14 protein-coding genes and 1 pseudogene are annotated in these 16,233 nt (G+C 70.1%); 9 read left to right on the forward strand and 6 right to left on the reverse strand.

The features are described from left to right. Positions 1–8: 8 nt before the first annotated feature. The 3 genes from ACZ7OO_RS22295 to ACZ7OO_RS22305 all read right to left on the reverse strand — a co-directional run bounded on the left by ACZ7OO_RS22295 (position 9) and on the right by ACZ7OO_RS22305 (position 3,015). Positions 9–1,712: an NAD-dependent malic enzyme gene (locus ACZ7OO_RS22295; protein ID WP_471506825.1), complete on the reverse strand. Its 1,704-nt coding sequence runs from the start codon at positions 1,710–1,712 to the stop codon at positions 9–11. Positions 1,713–2,000: 288 nt separating this feature from the next. After that, positions 2,001–2,699, reverse strand: coding sequence for a LuxR C-terminal-related transcriptional regulator (locus ACZ7OO_RS22300; protein WP_471506956.1), 699 nt, complete (start codon positions 2,697–2,699; stop codon positions 2,001–2,003). A gap of 190 nt (positions 2,700–2,889) precedes the next feature. Then, on the reverse strand, positions 2,890–3,015 hold the full coding sequence (locus ACZ7OO_RS22305) for a hypothetical protein (protein ID WP_471506827.1): 126 nt from the start codon (positions 3,013–3,015) through the stop codon (positions 2,890–2,892). Positions 3,016–3,132: 117 nt separating this feature from the next. Between ACZ7OO_RS22305 and ACZ7OO_RS22310 the strand changes: the two genes are divergently transcribed. Next, positions 3,133–4,815, forward strand: a complete 1,683-nt coding sequence (locus tag ACZ7OO_RS22310; protein ID WP_471506829.1) for an RNA polymerase sigma factor — start codon at positions 3,133–3,135, stop codon at positions 4,813–4,815. On the opposite strand, the gene ACZ7OO_RS22315 is transcribed toward ACZ7OO_RS22310, so the two are convergent. Both ACZ7OO_RS22315 and ACZ7OO_RS22320 read right to left on the reverse strand, forming a co-directional pair. Beyond that, positions 4,797–5,492, reverse strand: a complete 696-nt coding sequence (locus tag ACZ7OO_RS22315) for a glycerophosphodiester phosphodiesterase (RefSeq protein ID WP_471506831.1) — start codon at positions 5,490–5,492, stop codon at positions 4,797–4,799. The two genes, ACZ7OO_RS22310 and ACZ7OO_RS22315, sit on opposite strands and share 19 nt — an antisense overlap. A 66-nt stretch (positions 5,493–5,558) precedes the next feature. Beyond that, positions 5,559–6,768: pseudogene (locus ACZ7OO_RS22320) on the reverse strand (adenosine deaminase). A 440-nt stretch (positions 6,769–7,208) separates the two neighbouring features. Here ACZ7OO_RS22320 and ACZ7OO_RS22325 point away from each other — a divergent pair. Then, complete coding sequence (locus tag ACZ7OO_RS22325) at positions 7,209–7,460, forward strand: DUF4190 domain-containing protein (protein WP_471506833.1); 252 nt, start codon at positions 7,209–7,211, stop codon at positions 7,458–7,460. Between the two features lie 115 nt (positions 7,461–7,575). On the opposite strand, the gene ACZ7OO_RS22330 is transcribed toward ACZ7OO_RS22325, so the two are convergent. Next, on the reverse strand, positions 7,576–8,145 hold the full coding sequence (locus tag ACZ7OO_RS22330) for an NADAR family protein (protein WP_471506835.1): 570 nt from the start codon (positions 8,143–8,145) through the stop codon (positions 7,576–7,578). 208 nt (positions 8,146–8,353) lie between these two features. Here ACZ7OO_RS22330 and ACZ7OO_RS22335 point away from each other — a divergent pair, with 208 nt between their 5' ends. The 7 genes from ACZ7OO_RS22335 (at position 8,354) to ACZ7OO_RS22365 (ending at position 16,099) form a co-directional block, all read left to right on the forward strand. Then, complete coding sequence (locus tag ACZ7OO_RS22335) at positions 8,354–9,889, forward strand: gamma-aminobutyraldehyde dehydrogenase (protein WP_471506836.1); 1,536 nt, start codon at positions 8,354–8,356, stop codon at positions 9,887–9,889. A 52-nt stretch (positions 9,890–9,941) separates the two neighbouring features. After that, the gene (locus tag ACZ7OO_RS22340; RefSeq protein WP_471506838.1) at positions 9,942–11,177 is read left to right on the forward strand and encodes an ABC transporter substrate-binding protein; all 1,236 of its coding nucleotides are present in this window, start codon (positions 9,942–9,944) and stop codon (positions 11,175–11,177) included. 7 nt (positions 11,178–11,184) lie between these two features. Beyond that, entirely contained in the window at positions 11,185–12,330 is a 1,146-nt protein-coding gene (locus tag ACZ7OO_RS22345; protein WP_471506840.1) for an ABC transporter ATP-binding protein, read from the forward strand. Then, positions 12,330–13,259 carry an ABC transporter permease gene (locus tag ACZ7OO_RS22350; protein ID WP_471506842.1) on the forward strand — a complete coding sequence of 310 codons (930 nt, stop codon included), beginning with the start codon at positions 12,330–12,332 and terminating at the stop codon, positions 13,257–13,259. Before ACZ7OO_RS22345 ends, ACZ7OO_RS22350 begins: the two co-directional genes overlap by 1 nt. Further along, positions 13,260–14,060, forward strand: coding sequence for an ABC transporter permease (locus tag ACZ7OO_RS22355; protein ID WP_471506844.1), 801 nt, complete (start codon positions 13,260–13,262; stop codon positions 14,058–14,060). It begins immediately after the preceding gene. A gap of 25 nt (positions 14,061–14,085) precedes the next feature. Beyond that, positions 14,086–15,513, forward strand: a complete 1,428-nt coding sequence (locus ACZ7OO_RS22360; protein WP_471506846.1) for an NAD(P)/FAD-dependent oxidoreductase — start codon at positions 14,086–14,088, stop codon at positions 15,511–15,513. A 127-nt stretch (positions 15,514–15,640) separates the two neighbouring features. Continuing rightward, complete coding sequence (locus ACZ7OO_RS22365) at positions 15,641–16,099, forward strand: hypothetical protein (protein ID WP_471506847.1); 459 nt, start codon at positions 15,641–15,643, stop codon at positions 16,097–16,099. Positions 16,100–16,233 lie beyond the last annotated feature (134 nt).

Below are 16,233 nucleotides of genomic sequence, written 5' to 3' on the forward strand. Positions count from 1 at the left end.
GAGACGCCTCAGACGGCCTTGATCGGTGGATACACCGGCTCCCAGATCGCGGCCCTGACCCGGTCCTCGATGGAATCGTCCACCGTCGCGCCGGCCACCCCGTCGGCGGCCGCGGCACGGGCCACCGCGACCGCCACGGCCACCGATGTCTCGCGCAGCTGGTCGGTGAGGGGCAGGATCGGCGCGCCGGGGCCGGTGGCGTCGGTCTGGCCGGCGACGGCGTGCGCGGAGGCGGCCAGCATGCCGTCGGTGACCCGGGTGGCCCGGGCGACGATCGCGCCGAGACCGAGGCCCGGGAAGACCAGTGCGTTGTTGGCCTGCCCGATCGCGTACCGGACCCCGTCCTGCTCGACCGGGGGGAACGGGCTGCCGGTGGCGATCAGGGCGCGGCCGTCCGTCCAGGCCAGCAGGTCGGCCGGGACCGCCTCGGCCAGGTCCGTCGGGTTGGACATCGGCAGGATGATCGGACGGTCGGCGTGGGCGGCCATCGTACGGACGATGTTCTCGGTGAAGGAGCCGCCCTGACCTGAGGTGCCGATCAGGACCGTCGGCCGCACCCGCTCGACGACCTCGGCCAGCGTGATGCCGCCCACCTTCTCGTCCCGGCGCCAGTCGGCGACCTCGGCGGCCGGCCGGGCGTAGCGGACCTGGAAGTCGCGCAGGCCCTCCTGGCCCTCGACGAGCAGGCCGTAGCGGTCCACGCCGAAGATGCGGGCGGTGGCCTCCTCGACGGTCAGCCCGTCGGCGACCATGGCGTCCCGCAGCTGGTCGGCGATGCCGACGCCGGCGGTGCCCGCGCCGAAGATCACCGCACGGTGGTCGCGCAGCGCGATCCCGCTGGCCTTCACCCCGGAGAGTACGGCGGCGAGGTTGACGGCGCCGGTGCCCTGGACGTCGTCGTTGAAGGTGAACTCGTGGGGGCGGTAACGGTCCAGGATGCGACGGGCGTTGGCGGGGCCGAAGTCCTCCCAGTGCAGCAGGGCGTTCGGGAAGAGCCTGCGGGCGGTGGTGACATAGGCGTCGATGAAGGCGTCGTACGTCTCCCGGTCCACCCGCGGGTGCCGGTTGCCGAGGTAGAGCGGGCTCTCCAGGAGTTCCTGGCGGTTGGTGCCGACGTCCAGCATGACCGCCAGGGTGCGGTTCGGGTCGATGCCGGCGGCCGCGGTGTAGACGGCGAGCTTGCCCACCGAGATGTCGATGCCGCCCACACCCCAGTCGCCGATGCCGAGGATCGCCTCGCCGTCGGTGGCGACGATCAGGTCGACGTCGTCGGCGCCCAGGCCGGTGGCCATGAGCGCGCCCTCGATCTCCTCCGGCGCGTCCACCGACAGGTACACGCCGGCCGGGCGCCGGTACTCGTAGCTGTAGCGCTGAATCGCCTTGCCGACGGTCGGGGTGTAGACGATGGGCAGCATCTCGTCGAGGTGGTCGCCGAGCAGCCGGTAGAAGAGCACCTGGTTACGGTCGTGCAGTGCGGTGAGGTTGACGTTCTTGGCAAGATCGGTCGGCTGCGCCGCGTACTGCTGGTACGCCCGCTCTGCCTGCTGCTCCAGGGTCAGCACCGCCGGCGGCACCAGACCCACCAGGCCCAGCGACTGCCGTTCCTCCCGGGTGAAGGCGGTGCCCCGGTTGAGGCGGGGCTGGGAGAGCACGGCACGGCCACGGGCGGTCGTCTCGATATGGCCCTCGTCGGCGTTCCACCGGGTGCTCATGATCGGCTCCTTGTCGTATTCGGCGGGATCCGTGATGTCTGCAAGCCTCCGCCGTCGGCACGTATACGTCCAATGCCTGGAACGGCGGCAATTCATGAGCCAAAATCATGGATAGCCAACGACCTGCGTGCTTTGCGGAGTGTTGGAGGGTGATGAGTGGCGGCACCGACCTTTTCATTACCTGAGTGCATTTCTGGAAGGCCGGTCAGGCATCGGACCTATGGTTTCCGGCCCTGCCCGCTCGCCAGGAAGTTCGCCCTCGCCGCTTCACATGAGCCCGGGGAGTCCCTAGGCCGCCGGGCGGATGAGGCCCGACTCGTAGGCGAAGGCCACCGCCTGCACGCGGGCGCGGGCGCCGATCTTCGCGAGGACGTTGCTGACGTGGGTCTTCACGGTGGTCGGGGCGATGGACAGCCACTGTGCGATCTCGGCGTTGGACCAGCCGGAGGCCACGGCGGCCAGGACATCGCGCTCGCGCCCGGTGAGGGCGCCGAGCCCCGAGGTGCGGGGGAGGGGGCGGACGGTGTGCTGCTGGCGGACGGCGTCGATGAGCGCGCGGGTCAGGCCGGGTGTGATGACGGCGTCCCCGGCGGCCACCACCCGGATGGCCGCGGTCAGTTCGGCCGGGTCGGCGTCGTCGAGCAGGAAGCCGCCGGCGCCCGCACGCAGGGCGGCCCAGGCCTCCGCCTCCTGGTCGGCCGCGGTCAGCACCAGGACCCGGGGGGCGTAGGTCTCCTCGGCGGCGGCGGGGAATCCGGGGGTGCGGGTCGACCGGCGGGTGAGGTGCCGGATGGTCTCGATGCCGGCCGCCCCGGACGGATGGCTGCCCATGAGGACGACATCGGGGCGGAGCGCGGCGCTCGCACGGATCGCCCCGTCCCCGTCCGTCGCCTCCCCGGCGACCGTAAGGCCGGGCTCGGCGGTGAGGAGCATGCGCAGGGCGAGGCGCTGGAGGGATTGGTCGTTGACGACGAGTACGGAGACCATGCCTGTCTTCTCCATGCGAGGTCCGTTCCGTGAACGAAACTGTTTCGTTCACATGCTACGCCTGGATCAGCCGCTCCGGGAGAGTGGGCCTGCTCACTCGGGCTCCGCTCACTCGGCTCCTCGATCGCGGACTCGGCGAGGAAGAGGCGACAGCCCGGCCGCACTGCGACCGGGCCACCCGCCCGTAAAGTCACCCCTGCTTGAGCGCGGCCAGCGCGATCCGCTCCGCCACCGGGTTCATCCCCTCGCCCTTGGCGTCGGTCGCGTTGACCGAGTAGACGAGAGTCCGGCTCAGGTCCCGGGTCCCGGCGAGCACCGCGCTGCGGCGGGGAGCCCGGCGCGGAAAAAGTGTTATCCCGGAACCCGCACTCCGTCTCCACACTGTGATCCCCGACATTGCCAAGGTCACCGTCCCGGCTGAGAAGGTGCGGTCATGAGGACGGACGTGCATGTGTCGCGGCAGTGGCGTGCCACCATCGCGGCCGCGCAGGCGGGCGACCGGCGTGCGCTGGACGAACTGGTCGAGGGCTGGCTGCCGTTGGTCTACAACGTGGTCGGCCGCGCCCTCAACGGCCACGCGGACGTCGACGACGTCGTCCAGGAGACCATGCTGCGCGCCGTCGACCACCTCGGCACCCTCCGTGACCCGGACAGCTTCCGGTCCTGGCTGGTGGCCATCGCCATGCGGCAGATACGGGACCGGGCCCGCCGCAAACAGGAGCGGAAACTGGACGAGGGCGTCCCGGACGGCACCGCCGACTTCGCCGAACTCACCGTGCTGCGGCTCCAGCTGGAGGGCCAGCGGCGGGAGGTCGCGGAGGCGGTGCGCTGGCTGGACCCCGAGGACCGGCAGCTGGTGTCGCTGTGGTGGCTGGAGGTCTCGGGCGAACTCACCCGGCGCGAGCTGGCGGCGGCCGTCGGCATCAGCCGGCAGCACGCCGCCGTCCGCGTGCAGCGGATGAAGGAACGGCTGGAGGTCTCGCGGGGCATCGTGCGCGCGCTGGACGGCGCCTGCCCCGAGCTGCGCGAGCTGACCGCGCGCTGGGACGGGCGACCCGACTCCGTCTGGCGCAAACGGCTGGCCCGGCACATCCGCGGCTGCGGCTACTGCGGGGACACCCGCGACTCCGTCGTACCGGCGGACCGGCTGCTGGTCGGGATCGCGCTGGTGCCGGTGCCGGTGGGCTTCACGCTGTCGCTGGCGCTCGGCGGCAAGACGGCGGCCGCGGCGACTTCGGTCGGGTGGTCGGCGAAGGTGCTGGGCGCGCTGACCAAGCCCGCGGTGGCGGTCACGGCGGGGGCGACGATCGTGGCGGGCGGCGCCTACGTCGTCGTACAGACCCCGGATCATCCTGCGCCGCACACGGCCACAGCGCCCACGGCGGCGGTCACCGGCGCGCCGACACCGACCCCGGCTGCCACCCCTGCGCAGTCCCCTTCGGCCTCGCCCTCCGCCTCGCCGTCACCGTCCCCGTCGGCGAGCGCCGCCGTGTACGGCTCGGTCGTCGACGCGGCCGACAAGGCGCCGGACCCGGACACCAGGCCCGGCACGCTGCCACACCGGCCGGAGACCGGGATCACCAGCACGGGCGGGGCGCACGCCGTGCTGAACCACCGAGGAGACAACGTGACGCTGACCGGCCGGGGCTATGTCCTCGTCCGCTGGCAGATCGCTCCGCTGTCCCGGGCCGGCAGCCTCGTCATGCCGAGCTGGACCGGCCTGAAGGGCAAACTTTTCCATGTGGCGTCGGGCGGCGGCCGCCGGATGGACGACCGCATCAGCAGCACCGACGCCTCCTCCACCGGCATGGGCAGCTCGGCCACCGGCTACGCCGTCCTGCCGGCCGGCACCCAGCAGATGTGGCAGAACGAGTACTTCTACGTCGACGGGAGCGTGACCTTCACGGTGAACGAGCGGGGCGCGGACTACGGGGTGAGCGTCTTCCCGTCGACCTGGGACGCGGTGGAGAGGGACGTGCTGTACGGGCCACCGGACGGGGCCATCCGATATGGGCTGGTCCGGGACGACGGGACGGACTCGGCGCCGGTTCCGCAGTATGTGACGCGGGGGACGCCGAGCGATCCGGCGACGGTCGCTCAGCGCTCGGTCGTGTAGCGCCGGAGCGAGTCGAGCACGTCCACCCGGTTCGTGGTGATCGAGTCGACGCCCATGTCCAGCAGGCGGCGCATCGAGCGGCGGGTGTCCGGGGTCCAGCACGAGACCAGGTAGCCGCTGCGGTGGACGTGCTCGGTCAGGGCGTGGTCGAGCAGGGTGAAGCGGTAGTTGAGGTAGCGGGGGCGGATCACGTCCAGAAGCGCGGGCCGGGTGGGCGCCAGGGTCTTGCGGGTGAGGGCGATCTCCGCCGCCGCGTCCGCCGTCCGTACCGCAAGCATCGCCGCCGCGTCTCCCGTGTAGTAGACGCGGTCCGTCGCACCGCACTCCCGGGCGACGCCCACGATCCTGGCCACCGCCCGCTCGCTCGGGTCGCCGGGAAGGTCGATCATCACCCGGCTGTCCTCCGTCGCCGCGAGCGCCTCCGCGAGCGTCGGTACGCCGCCCGCCGTGAGGCCGCGCACCTCGTCCGCCGACAGCGCGCTCAGCGGGCGGTCGACTTCCCAGAGGCGGTCCAGGGTCTCGTCGTGCAGGAGGACGGGGACGCCGTCACGCGTCAGCCGTACGTCGATCTCCACCGCGTCCGCGCCCTGTTGGAGCGCGGAACGCAGGGAGGCCAACGTGTTCTCGCGGAAGCGGTAGGGGTCGCCGCGGTGGGCCACGGCGGTCACGGTCTGCATGAGGCCATGTTCTCAGGGCTCCGCGGCGGTTCTTCAGGGCCCGGGTCTTTCAGGGCCCGGGTCTTTTCAGGGGGCGAGCCATGCCTTCGTGTACGCGTCGATCTCGGCCGAGATCCTCGCCTTGCCCGACTGGTCCAGGAAGGACGCCTCCACCGCGTTCCGGGCGAGGTCGGCGACACCGCGCTCGTCGAGGCCGAGGAGACGGGCGGCGACCGCGTACTCGTTGTTCAGGTCGGTGCCGAACATCGGCGGGTCGTCGGAGTTGACCGTGACCACTACACCCGCGTCCACGAAGTCCCTGATCGGGTGCTCTTCGAGGGTGCGGACCGCGCGCGTGGCGATGTTGGAGGTCGGGCACACCTCCAGCGCGATGCGGTGCTCGGCCAGGTGGGCGAGGAGCTTCGGGTCCTGCGCGGAGCTGGTGCCGTGGCCGATGCGCTCGGCGTGCAGTTCGACGAGGGCGTCCCAGACCGTGCCGGGCCCCGTGGTCTCACCGGCGTGCGGGACGGAGTGCAGGCCGGCCGCGAGGGCCCGGTCGAAGTACGGCTTGAACTGCGGCCGGGGCACGCCGATCTCGGGGCCGCCGAGACCGAAGGAGACCAGGCCCTCCGGGCGGATCCGGTCGTCGGTCGCGAGCCGCACCGTCTCCTCGGCGGCTTCCAGGCCCGCCTCGCCGGGGATGTCGAAGCACCAGCGCAGCACGGTTTCGAACTCGGCCTCCGCCGCCTTCCGCGCGTCCTCGATCGCGTCCATGAAGGCGCCTGCGTCGATCCCGCGCCGGGTGGACGAGAAGGGGGTGATGGTCAGCTCGGCGTAGCGCACCTGCTGGCGGGCCAGCTCACGGGCCACCTCATAGGTGAGCAGCCGGACGTCCTCGGGCGTGCGGATCAGGTCGACGACCGACAGATAGACCTCGATGAAGTGCGCGAAGTCCGTGAACGTGAAGTAGTCGGCGAGGGCCTCGGGGTCGGTGGGGACCTTGGAGTCGGGGTGCCGGGCGGCCAGTTCCGAGACGATACGCGGGGAGGCGGAGCCGACGTGGTGGACGTGCAGTTCGGCCTTGGGCAGCCCGGCGATGAAGGCGTGCACGTCGCGGAGGGCGGGTTCGGTGTGGCGGTCGGTCAAGGGTTCCTCCCCGGAACGGCGCGGGGCCGCCTTCGGCGGTGGTACGGCCGTGGACTGGCCCCTTGCGCGGTGATCGGCTGATCGGTGATTCCGGGTCATCGTAGGCCGCACCGGCGTTCGAGGTGGCCGGGCCGTAGCATGACGGCGGCATGCGTGCGGGAGAGGGGACATCGCGGGATGGCTGACGAGGCGCCAGAGGCTCCGAAGATACGGCTGGACAAGACGGCCGATGCGGGGGAGGGGGCCGGGGCGGAGGCGCCGGTGCCGCCATCGGTCCATGACCAGCGGACGGTCGCGGCGATGCCGGGGGCGGGGGCCGACGTGGCCCCTCCGGCTGCGCCGGCGAACCCCTTTGCGGCGCCGGGGGCGGGGGCGTACGCGTCGCCCAGCCCGTACGCCCCGCCGGTGCCGCAGTATCCGCAGAGTGCGGCTGTGCCTCCGCCGCCGATAGCTCCGGACGGACCCGGTCAGATTCCGTACGGGTACCCGGGGGCGTCGGCACCCGGTCCGGGGTATGGCTACCCCGGGCAACCGCTTCCGTCGTATCCGGGCGGGCCCGGGGGGTACGGCGGCTGGCCCGGTATGCAGCCGATGCCCAACAACGGGCTGGGTACGGCCAGTCTCGTGACCGGGATCATCAGTGCGGTCGGCTTCTGTGCGTGGCCGGTCGCGCTGGTGATGGGGGTGCTGGCCATCGTCTTCGGTTCGATCGGGCGGGCTCGGGTCAGGCGGGGGGAGGCCACGAACGGGGGCCAGGCGCTGGCCGGGATCATCTGCGGGTCGGCGGGACTTGTTCTTGCTGTGGGGTTCCTCGTGCTGATCGTGGTGGCGAGCACCCACTAGCTCGGGGGTTCGGGGGGTGGTCGGGTGCGGGTGGGTGGGGGCTGGTCGCGCCCACGCGGCGGTAGCCGCAGATTCAATGCGGCGGTAGCCGCAGATTCAATACAGCCCCGCGCCCTTAGGCGGTACCAGTTGCCCCCCGCAGCCTGTCCCGCGCCTCCATCAACGCGAACCCCAGCAGGTTCAGCCCCCTCCACCGCTTCGGATCCTCCGCTCCCGAATCCGTAGCCGCCAGGCCGATTCCCCACACGCGGTCCACCGGGCTCGCCTCCACCAGTACCCGGTCGCCGGTCCCCAGCAGGAACTCCCGCAGGGCCGGCTCGGCGGCGAACTTGTGCGCGCTGCCGCGCGCCACGATGTCGAACCGCTCCCGTTCCCATATCGCTTCGTCGAAGTCGCGGACCAGTCGGCCCGCCTTCTTCGCCTCGGCGGGATGCGTGGCCGCCAGTACCCGACTCTCCGCGTCGGCGTCCCCGAACAGGCGGGCCTTTCCTGCCATCATCCAGTGCTCGGCGGTCGCGTACTCCACACCGCCGACCACGAAGCGTGACGGCCACCACTGGCTCAGGCAGCTCGCCGAGAGCTGTCCGTCCGGCCTCGGCCGGTGTCCCCAGAAGTGCAGGTACTTGATCCTGGCCCCCGCCTGGACCGCCCTGGTCAGGGCCTCCACAGAATCGATCTTCGCCATGCACGCCAGTCTGGCAGGGACCACTGACACTACGTCCCGCCTTTTCCTCCCTGACTCGACATCTGGTCGACAGATTCCGTCGCGTAACCAAAAGGCAACAACGGAATCACTTGTTGGACTCCCTCTGCTCTGTCAGGATCGGCAGTCAAATCCAGCTGGAGCTACGCCACCCGCCTCTCGGACGGGGTGACGGCGGAGGAGAAGCGACATGGACAACCCGGGCACCGCCACCCCGGAGACCTTCCCCGCGCAGGAGCGGCTCTCGGGCGGCGCACAGTTCATCGCGGGACGGTTCGGCAAGGGCACGTCAGGCCGTACGCACGCCGTCGTCGACCCGGCCACCGGCGCGGGCGTGTACTCCTACGAGCTGGCCGGGACGGAGGACGTCGACCGGGCGGTGGCCGCCGCGCGGGACGCCTTTCCCGGCTGGGCCGGGGCGACCCCCGGCGAGCGGTCGGACGCGCTGCACCGCTTCGCCGCCGTGCTCGCCGACCGCGCGGATGAATTCTCCCGTGCCGAGTCCCTCCAGTGCGGCAAGCCGCTCAAGCTGACGCGTGAGTTCGACGTACCGGGGACCATCGACAACGCCGCGTTCTTCGCGGGGGCCGCCCGGCATCTGCAGGGGCAGGCGGCCGGTGAGTACTCCGGCGACCACACGTCGTACATCCGCCGCGAGCCCATCGGTGTCGTCGGGTCGATCGCGCCCTGGAACTATCCGCTCCAGATGGCCGCCTGGAAGATCCTTCCGGCGATCGCGGCCGGCAACACCATCGTGCTCAAGCCGGCCGAACTCACCCCGCTCACCTCGCTGCTCTTCGCCGAGGCCGCCACCCTCGCCGGTATCCCCGACGGTGTCGTCAACATCGTCACCGGGACCGGGAAGGTGGCCGGTGAGCATCTCGTCGGGCACCCCGACGTCGCCATGACCTCCTTCACCGGTTCCACCGGGGTCGGAAAGCGGGTGGCCGAGGTCGCGACGGCGACCGTGAAGCGGCTGCATCTGGAACTCGGCGGCAAGGCACCGTTCGTAGTGTTCGACGACGCCGACCTGGAGGCCGCCGTGCACGGGGCCGTCGCCGGGGCGCTCATCAACACCGGGCAGGACTGCACCGCCGCCACGCGCGCGTATGTGCAGCGGCCGCTCTACGAGGCCTTCGTCGAGCAGACGGCCGCACTGATGGAGACCGTGCGGCTGGGCGACCCGTTCGCTCCCGGTACCGACCTCGGGCCGCTGATCTCGCACGCCCAGCGGGACCGGGTCGCCGGGTTCGTCGAGCGGGCGCGCGGCTACGCGCGCGTGGTGACCGGCGGCGAGCCGCCGCAGGACGAGCTGAAGAGCGGTGCGTACTACCGGCCCACGTTGATCGCCGACGCCCCGCAGGACAGCGAGATCGTCCAGTCCGAGATCTTCGGGCCGGTGCTGGTCGTTCTGCCGTTCGACAGTGATGATGAGGGCATCCGGCTGGCCAACGACACCCCGTACGGTCTGGCCGCCTCCGCGTGGAGCAGCAGCGTCTACCGGGCGAACCGCGCGACCCGCGAGATCAAGGCGGGGTGCGTGTGGGTCAACGACCACATTCCGATCATCAGCGAGATGCCGCACGGCGGCTACAAGGCTTCCGGCTTCGGCAAGGACATGTCGGCGTACTCGTTCGAGGAGTACACCCAGGTCAAGCACGTAATGTTCGACAACACGGCGGTGGCGCGCAAGGACTGGCACCGCACGATCTTCGGGGACCGATAGTCATTCCTGCGGCCGCTCATCACGGCCCTCTTCCCGAAAGGGCATCTAGCGCATGAGGCAGTACGAGCCCGACCGCCCGACGCCGGTCGAAGTAGCCGCCATGCGGCGCGGCCTCCGCACCGGCCGGGCTGCCCTGGCCCGCCGGTCGCTCCTGGGAGGCGCGCTCGCGGTGGGCGGCGCCGGGGCGCTGAGCGCCTGCGGTATCCCCGCGGCCGGCAAGTCCCAGGGCGGTGTCTCCGCCGACGACCACTCGGCCGAGGAGAAGGTCGTCAACTTCTCCAACTGGCCCGAGTACATCGACGTGGACGACAGCGGGAAGAACCGTCCGACCCTTGACACCTTCCGCAAGCGGACCGGGATCACGGTCAAGTACACCGAGGACATCAACGACAACGACGAGTTCTTCGGCAAGATCCAGCCACAGCTCGCCGCAGGCCAGGACACCGGCCGTGACCTGGTCGTCCTCACCGACTGGCTGGCAGCCCGCATGATCCGGCTCGGCTACGTCCAGAAACTGGACGCGTCCAACCTGCCGCACGCCTTCGCCAACCTGTCGGACCAGTTCCGCAGCCCCGACTGGGACCCGGGCCGCGCCTACTCGTACCCCTGGCAGGGCATCTCGACGGTCGTCGCCTTCAACAAGAAGGCCCTGAACGGCGTCGAGGTGAAGTCGGTCTCCGACCTGCTCGACAACCCCGCGCTCAAGGGCCGGGTCGGCCTGCTGACGGAGATGCGGGACACCGTCGGCATGACCATGCTCGACATGGGCATCGACCCGGCGAAGTTCACCGACGACAACTACGACGCGGTGATCGCCCGGCTCCAGAATGCCGTCGACAAGGGGCAGATCCGCCGGTTCACCGGCAACGACTACACCTCGGACCTCAGCAAGGGCGACCTGGCGGCCTGTGTCGCCTGGGGCGGCGACATCGTGCAGCTCCAGGCGGACAACCCGGACGTCGCGTACGTCATCCCGGACAGCGGCTACATGACGTCGACCGACAACATGCTGATCCCGAACAAGGCGCGCCACAAGACGAACGCCGAGCGGCTCATCGACTACTACTACGAGCCCCAGCAGGCCGCGGAACTCGCCGCCTACATCAACTACGTCAGCCCGGTCGCGGACGTGCAGCCGTACCTTGCCAAGATCGACAAGTCGGCGGCGGACAACCCGCTGATCGTTCCCGACAAGGCCATGCAGGCCAAGTCCCGTGCCTTCCGCTCCCTGAGCTCGAAGGAAGAGACGGCATACCAGCAGAAGTTCGCGAAGCTCACAGGGGCGTGACGACACCATGACGACAGACAGCAGCGGCGACGTCCGCCTCACCGGCATCGGCAAGACCTACGACAACGGCTTCACCGCCGTACGGCCGATGGACCTGACCGTGCCTCAGGGCTCCTTCTTCGCCCTGCTCGGTGCCTCCGGCTGCGGCAAGACCACCACCCTGCGCATGATCGCGGGGCTTGAGGAGCCGACCAGCGGGACCGTGCACCTCGGCGACCAGGACGTGACCCATCTGCCGCCGTACAAGCGGCCGGTGAACACGGTCTTCCAGTCGTACGCTCTCTTCCCGCACCTCGACATCTTCGAGAACGTCGCCTTCGGTCTGCGCCGGCGCGGCATCAAGAGCGTGAAGAAGCAGGTCGAGGACATGCTCGACCTGGTCCAGCTGGGCGAGCAGGCGCGCAAGAAGCCGCACCAGCTCTCCGGCGGCCAGCAGCAGCGGGTCGCGGTGGCCCGCGCGCTCATCAACCACCCCAAGGTCCTGCTCCTCGACGAGCCGCTCGGCGCCCTCGACCTCAAACTGCGCCGTCAGATGCAGCTGGAGCTCAAGCGGATCCAGACCGAGGTCGGCATCACCTTCGTCCATGTCACACACGACCAGGAGGAGGCCATGACCATGGCCGACACGGTCGCCGTGATGAACGCGGGGCGGGTGGAGCAGCTCGGCTCGCCGACCGATCTGTACGAGAACCCCGACACGACCTTCGTCGCCAACTTCCTCGGCACGTCGAACCTGATCGAGGCCGAGGTCGACACGAAGAACGGCGACGACATCGTGGTGAAGGCCGGCGGCGGCAAGCTGGTGCTGCCCGAGGCGCGATGTTCGGCGCCGACCAGGACGGGCGGCAAGGTGCTCGTCGGTGTCCGGCCCGAGAAGATCTCCCTCACCCACGCCGACGACGCCGGCTCGATCCCCGAGGATCGCAACCGGATCACCGGCAGGATCGCCGACGCCAGCTTCATCGGGGTCTCCACGCAGTACGTCATCGACAGCGCGGTCTGCCCCGAGTTCGAGGTGTACGTGCAGAACGTCGAGCGCGACGGGCGGCTCGTCCCGGGCGCCGATGTCGTCCTGCACTGGAACCCGGCCCACACCTTCGGTCTCGACGCCGCCCAGGACATCGACGCCGGCATCGAGGAGGAAGCCGCCTGATGGCCACGCTCTCCGAGGCGCCGCCGCCCCTGGCGCCCGCCGAACCCACGAAGAAGCCCCCGCGCAAGCGGGGCCGGTTCACGCCGTACTGGCTGCTGCTGCCCGGCATGCTCTGGCTGATCGTCTTCTTCGCGCTGCCGATGATCTACCAGGGCTCCACCTCCGTCCAGACGGGTTCCCTGGAAGAGGGCTACAAGGTCACCTGGCACTTCGTGACCTACTGGGACGCGCTGAGCGAGTACTGGCCGCAGTTCCTGCGGTCCGTCTTCTACGCGGCTGCCGCGACCGTGCTGTGTCTGCTGCTCGGCTACCCGCTGGCCTACCTGATCGCCTTCCGCGCGGGCCGCTGGCGGAACCTGATCATGATCCTGGTGATCGCGCCGTTCTTCACCAGCTTCCTGATCCGCACCCTGGCCTGGAAGACGATCCTCGCCGACAACGGCCCGGTCGTGCACACGCTGAACTCGCTGCACATCCTGGACCTCACCAACTTCCTCGGCTGGACGGCCGGCGACCGGGTGCTGGCCACCCCGCTCGCGGTGGTGTGCGGACTGACGTACAACTTCCTGCCGTTCATGATCCTGCCGCTCTACACCTCGCTGGAGCGGATCGACGGGCGGCTGCACGAGGCCGCCGGCGATCTGTACGCCAAGCCGTGGACGACCTTCCGCAAGGTCACCTTCCCGCTGTCGATGCCGGGCGTGGTCTCCGGCACCCTGCTGACCTTCATCCCGGCGGCCGGTGACTACGTCAACGCCGAACTCCTCGGCTCGACCGACACCCGCATGATCGGAAACGTGATCCAGACGCAGTTCCTGCGGATTCTCGACTATCCGACCGCGGCCGCGCTCTCCTTCATCCTCATGGCCGCGATCCTTTTCATGGTCACGATCTACATTCGCCGGTCCGGGACGGAGGATCTGGTCTAAATGCCCTTCGTCAACTGGCTCAAGAAGCGTCTCGTCGTCATCGCGGGACTGTTCACCCTCGGATATCTGCTGCTTCCGAACGTCATTGTCACGGTGTTCTCCTTCAACAAACCGAAGGGGCGCTTCAACTACGAATGGCAGCAGTTCTCGCTCGACGCCTGGAAGCAGCCGTGCGGAGTCGCCGACATGTGCGGCTCGCTCTCCATCAGCCTCCAGATCGCCGTCTGGGCGACCATCGGCGCCACGCTCCTCGGCACGATGATCGCCTTCGCGCTGGTCCGCTACCGGTTCCGTGCCCGTGGCGCCGTGAACTCGCTGATCTTCCTGCCGATGGCGATGCCCGAGGTCGTCATGGGGGCCTCGCTGCTCACCCTCTTCCTGAACATGGGCGCCCAGCTCGGCTTCCACACGATCCTGATCGCCCACATCATGTTCTGCCTCAGCTTCGTCGTCACCGCGGTCAAGGCGCGCGTGATGTCGATGGATCCGCGCCTGGAGGAGGCGGCCCGGGACCTGTACGCGGGCCCCGTCCAGACCTTCGTCAGGGTCACCCTTCCCATCGCGGCCCCCGGAATCGCCGCGGGCGCGCTGCTGTCCTTCGCGCTCTCCTTCGACGATTTCATCATCACCAATTTCAACGCGGGCTCCACCGTCACCTTCCCCATGTTCGTCTGGGGTTCGGCGCAGCGCGGCACGCCCGTCCAGATCAATGTCATCGGTACGGCCATGTTCCTGGTCGCCGTACTGCTCGTGCTGGTATCGATGCTCATCACCAACCGCCGCACCAGGCAAAAGGCGTAAAGAACTCTGTAGGGAGTTGAAAATCATGGCCCCAAGCGCCATGAGCCGTCAGGCGAACTGGACCAGGTCTCTCTCCGAAGCACAGCCGGTCCCGTACTGGCTCGAAGACCCCGGCAAGCCCCACCCCGAGCCCGCGCTCACCGGCGGCGACACCTGCGACCTGCTGGTCGTCGGCGGCGGATACAGCGGACTGTGGACCGCGCTGGGCGCCAAGGAGCGCGACCCCGGGCGCGAGGTGGTCCTGCTGGAAGGCCGTGAGGTGGGCTGGGCCGCCTCCGGCCGCAACGGCGGCTTCTGCGCCGCCTCCCTCACCCATGGGCTGCCCAACGGGCTCGCCCGCTGGCCCGGCGAGATCCACCGCCTTGAGGAGCTGGGCCGGCGCAACCTCGACGAGATCGAGGCCGCGGTCGCCCGGCACGGCATCGACTGCGAGTTCGAGCGCACCGGCGAGATCGACGTGGCCACCGAGCCCTACCAGGCCTGGGAACTGCGCGACTGGCACAAGGAGCTGGAGCGGAAGGGCCTCGCGGACGACGTCGAGTTCCTCGACGCCGACGCCGTGCGCGAGCAGGTCGCCTCGCCCACCTTCGAGGCCGGCCTGTGGGACCGCCGGGGCGTGGCCATGCTCAACCCGGCCAAGCTCGTCTGGGGCCTCAAGCAGGCCTGCCTCGCCCTCGGGGTCCGGGTGTACGAGCACACGCCCGCCCTGGACCTGAAGCCGTACGGCGCCGGCATGGCCGTACGCACCCCGTACGGCTCGGTCCGCGCCCGGCGGGTCGCGCTCGGCACCAACATCTTCCCGAACCTGGTCAAGCGGGTCCGCGCCTACACCGTGCCGGTCTACGACTACGCCCTGATGACCGAGCCGCTCACCGCCGAGCAGCTCGGCGCGATCGGCTGGAAGAACCGGCAGGGCCTCGGCGACTCGGCCAACCAGTTCCACTACTTCCGGCTGTCGGCGGACAACCGCATCCTCTGGGGCGGCTACGACGCCATCCACCACTACGGCGGCCGGGTCCGCGCCGAGTACGACGACCGCCCCGAGACCTACGCCAAGCTCGCCGGGCACTTCTTCACCTGCTTCCCGCAGTTGGAGGGCATCCGCTTCACGCACGCGTGGGGCGGCGCGATCGACACCTGCTCCCGCTTCTCGGCGTTCTTCGGCACCGCCCATCAGGGGAGGGTGGCGTACGCGGCCGGGTACACCGGCCTCGGTGTCGGCGCGACCCGGTTCGGCGCCGATGTGATGCTGGACCTGCTGGCCGGCGAGGAGACCGAGCGCACCCGGCTGGAGATGGTCCGCAAGAAGCCGCTGCCGTTCCCGCCGGAGCCGTTCGCCTGGACGGGCATCGCCCTCACCAAGTGGTCGCTGGCGCGCGCCGACGCCCACGGGGGCCGCCGCAACCTGTGGCTGAAGGCGATGGACCGGCTGGGACTGGGCTTCGACAGCTGACCCGTCTGGTCATGTGATCCAGGTCATTCCAACGGGGTGGCGAAACCCGCGTAATGCCAGCGGAAGACCTCCCTCTCTCCACGTGACGCGACGCGCGCGTCGATGCGTGGGACTGGGAGGTCTTCTGGTGACTGGGGCGAAGACGGCGGTCGAATGGCTGGCATCCGTCGCACCTGACCCCGAGGCATGCCGCTGGGAGTGGGAGCGCAACCCCCTGGGGATCGCGCTGCTGCCCGCAGGCAAGGCCTGGGACGTACTGATCCTGCCGGGCGAGCTCGGCTACCCCACCCTCGACGTGCTCACCCGCGTCCTCGACCAACCAGGGCCCGTCCTGGCCGACTTCGGGGACGACCGGGTGGGCTTCTTCGTGCCGCCCGGCACGGCCGCGCGGTGGCTCGGCACCGGGATCCGCACGGCGGGTGCCGGCACCTGGATCGTCGTGCCGTATCCCGGCCGGGCGACCCAGGGGGTGCGGTGGCTGGTGATGCCGGACGGGTCGGGGACGCTGACGGATCCGGGGCTGCTGGAACTGGCGATGCACGAGGCTGCGGCCGGCTCGGCCGATGACTGGACGCCGTTCGCGTGAGGTTGTCGGTCGGCCGCGGCTTGGTTGCGGCTGGTCGCGCCCACGCGGCGGAGCCGCACATGTCACAGCCCCGCGCCCCTGCGGGGCGCTTTGCCCGTAGGTCTTGACAAGCAAATTGGTCTGGACCAAGTTGA

Source organism: Streptomyces sp. NPDC111744 (genome assembly GCF_055634995.1).

Coding starts and splice junctions, on each gene's coding strand:
- ACZ7OO_RS22295 (WP_471506825.1), bottom strand. CDS start 1,712: ATGAGCACCCGGTGGAACGCCGACGAGGGCCATATCGAGACGACCGCC.
- ACZ7OO_RS22300 (WP_471506956.1), bottom strand. CDS start 2,699: ATGGTCTCCGTACTCGTCGTCAACGACCAATCCCTCCAGCGCCTCGCC.
- ACZ7OO_RS22310 (WP_471506829.1), top strand. CDS start 3,133: ATGAGGACGGACGTGCATGTGTCGCGGCAGTGGCGTGCCACCATCGCG.
- ACZ7OO_RS22315 (WP_471506831.1), bottom strand. CDS start 5,492: ATGCAGACCGTGACCGCCGTGGCCCACCGCGGCGACCCCTACCGCTTC.
- ACZ7OO_RS22325 (WP_471506833.1), top strand. CDS start 7,209: ATGCCCAACAACGGGCTGGGTACGGCCAGTCTCGTGACCGGGATCATC.
- ACZ7OO_RS22330 (WP_471506835.1), bottom strand. CDS start 8,145: ATGGCGAAGATCGATTCTGTGGAGGCCCTGACCAGGGCGGTCCAGGCG.
- ACZ7OO_RS22335 (WP_471506836.1), top strand. CDS start 8,354: ATGGACAACCCGGGCACCGCCACCCCGGAGACCTTCCCCGCGCAGGAG.
- ACZ7OO_RS22340 (WP_471506838.1), top strand. CDS start 9,942: ATGAGGCAGTACGAGCCCGACCGCCCGACGCCGGTCGAAGTAGCCGCC.
- ACZ7OO_RS22345 (WP_471506840.1), top strand. CDS start 11,185: ATGACGACAGACAGCAGCGGCGACGTCCGCCTCACCGGCATCGGCAAG.
- ACZ7OO_RS22350 (WP_471506842.1), top strand. CDS start 12,330: ATGGCCACGCTCTCCGAGGCGCCGCCGCCCCTGGCGCCCGCCGAACCC.
- ACZ7OO_RS22355 (WP_471506844.1), top strand. CDS start 13,260: ATGCCCTTCGTCAACTGGCTCAAGAAGCGTCTCGTCGTCATCGCGGGA.
- ACZ7OO_RS22360 (WP_471506846.1), top strand. CDS start 14,086: ATGGCCCCAAGCGCCATGAGCCGTCAGGCGAACTGGACCAGGTCTCTC.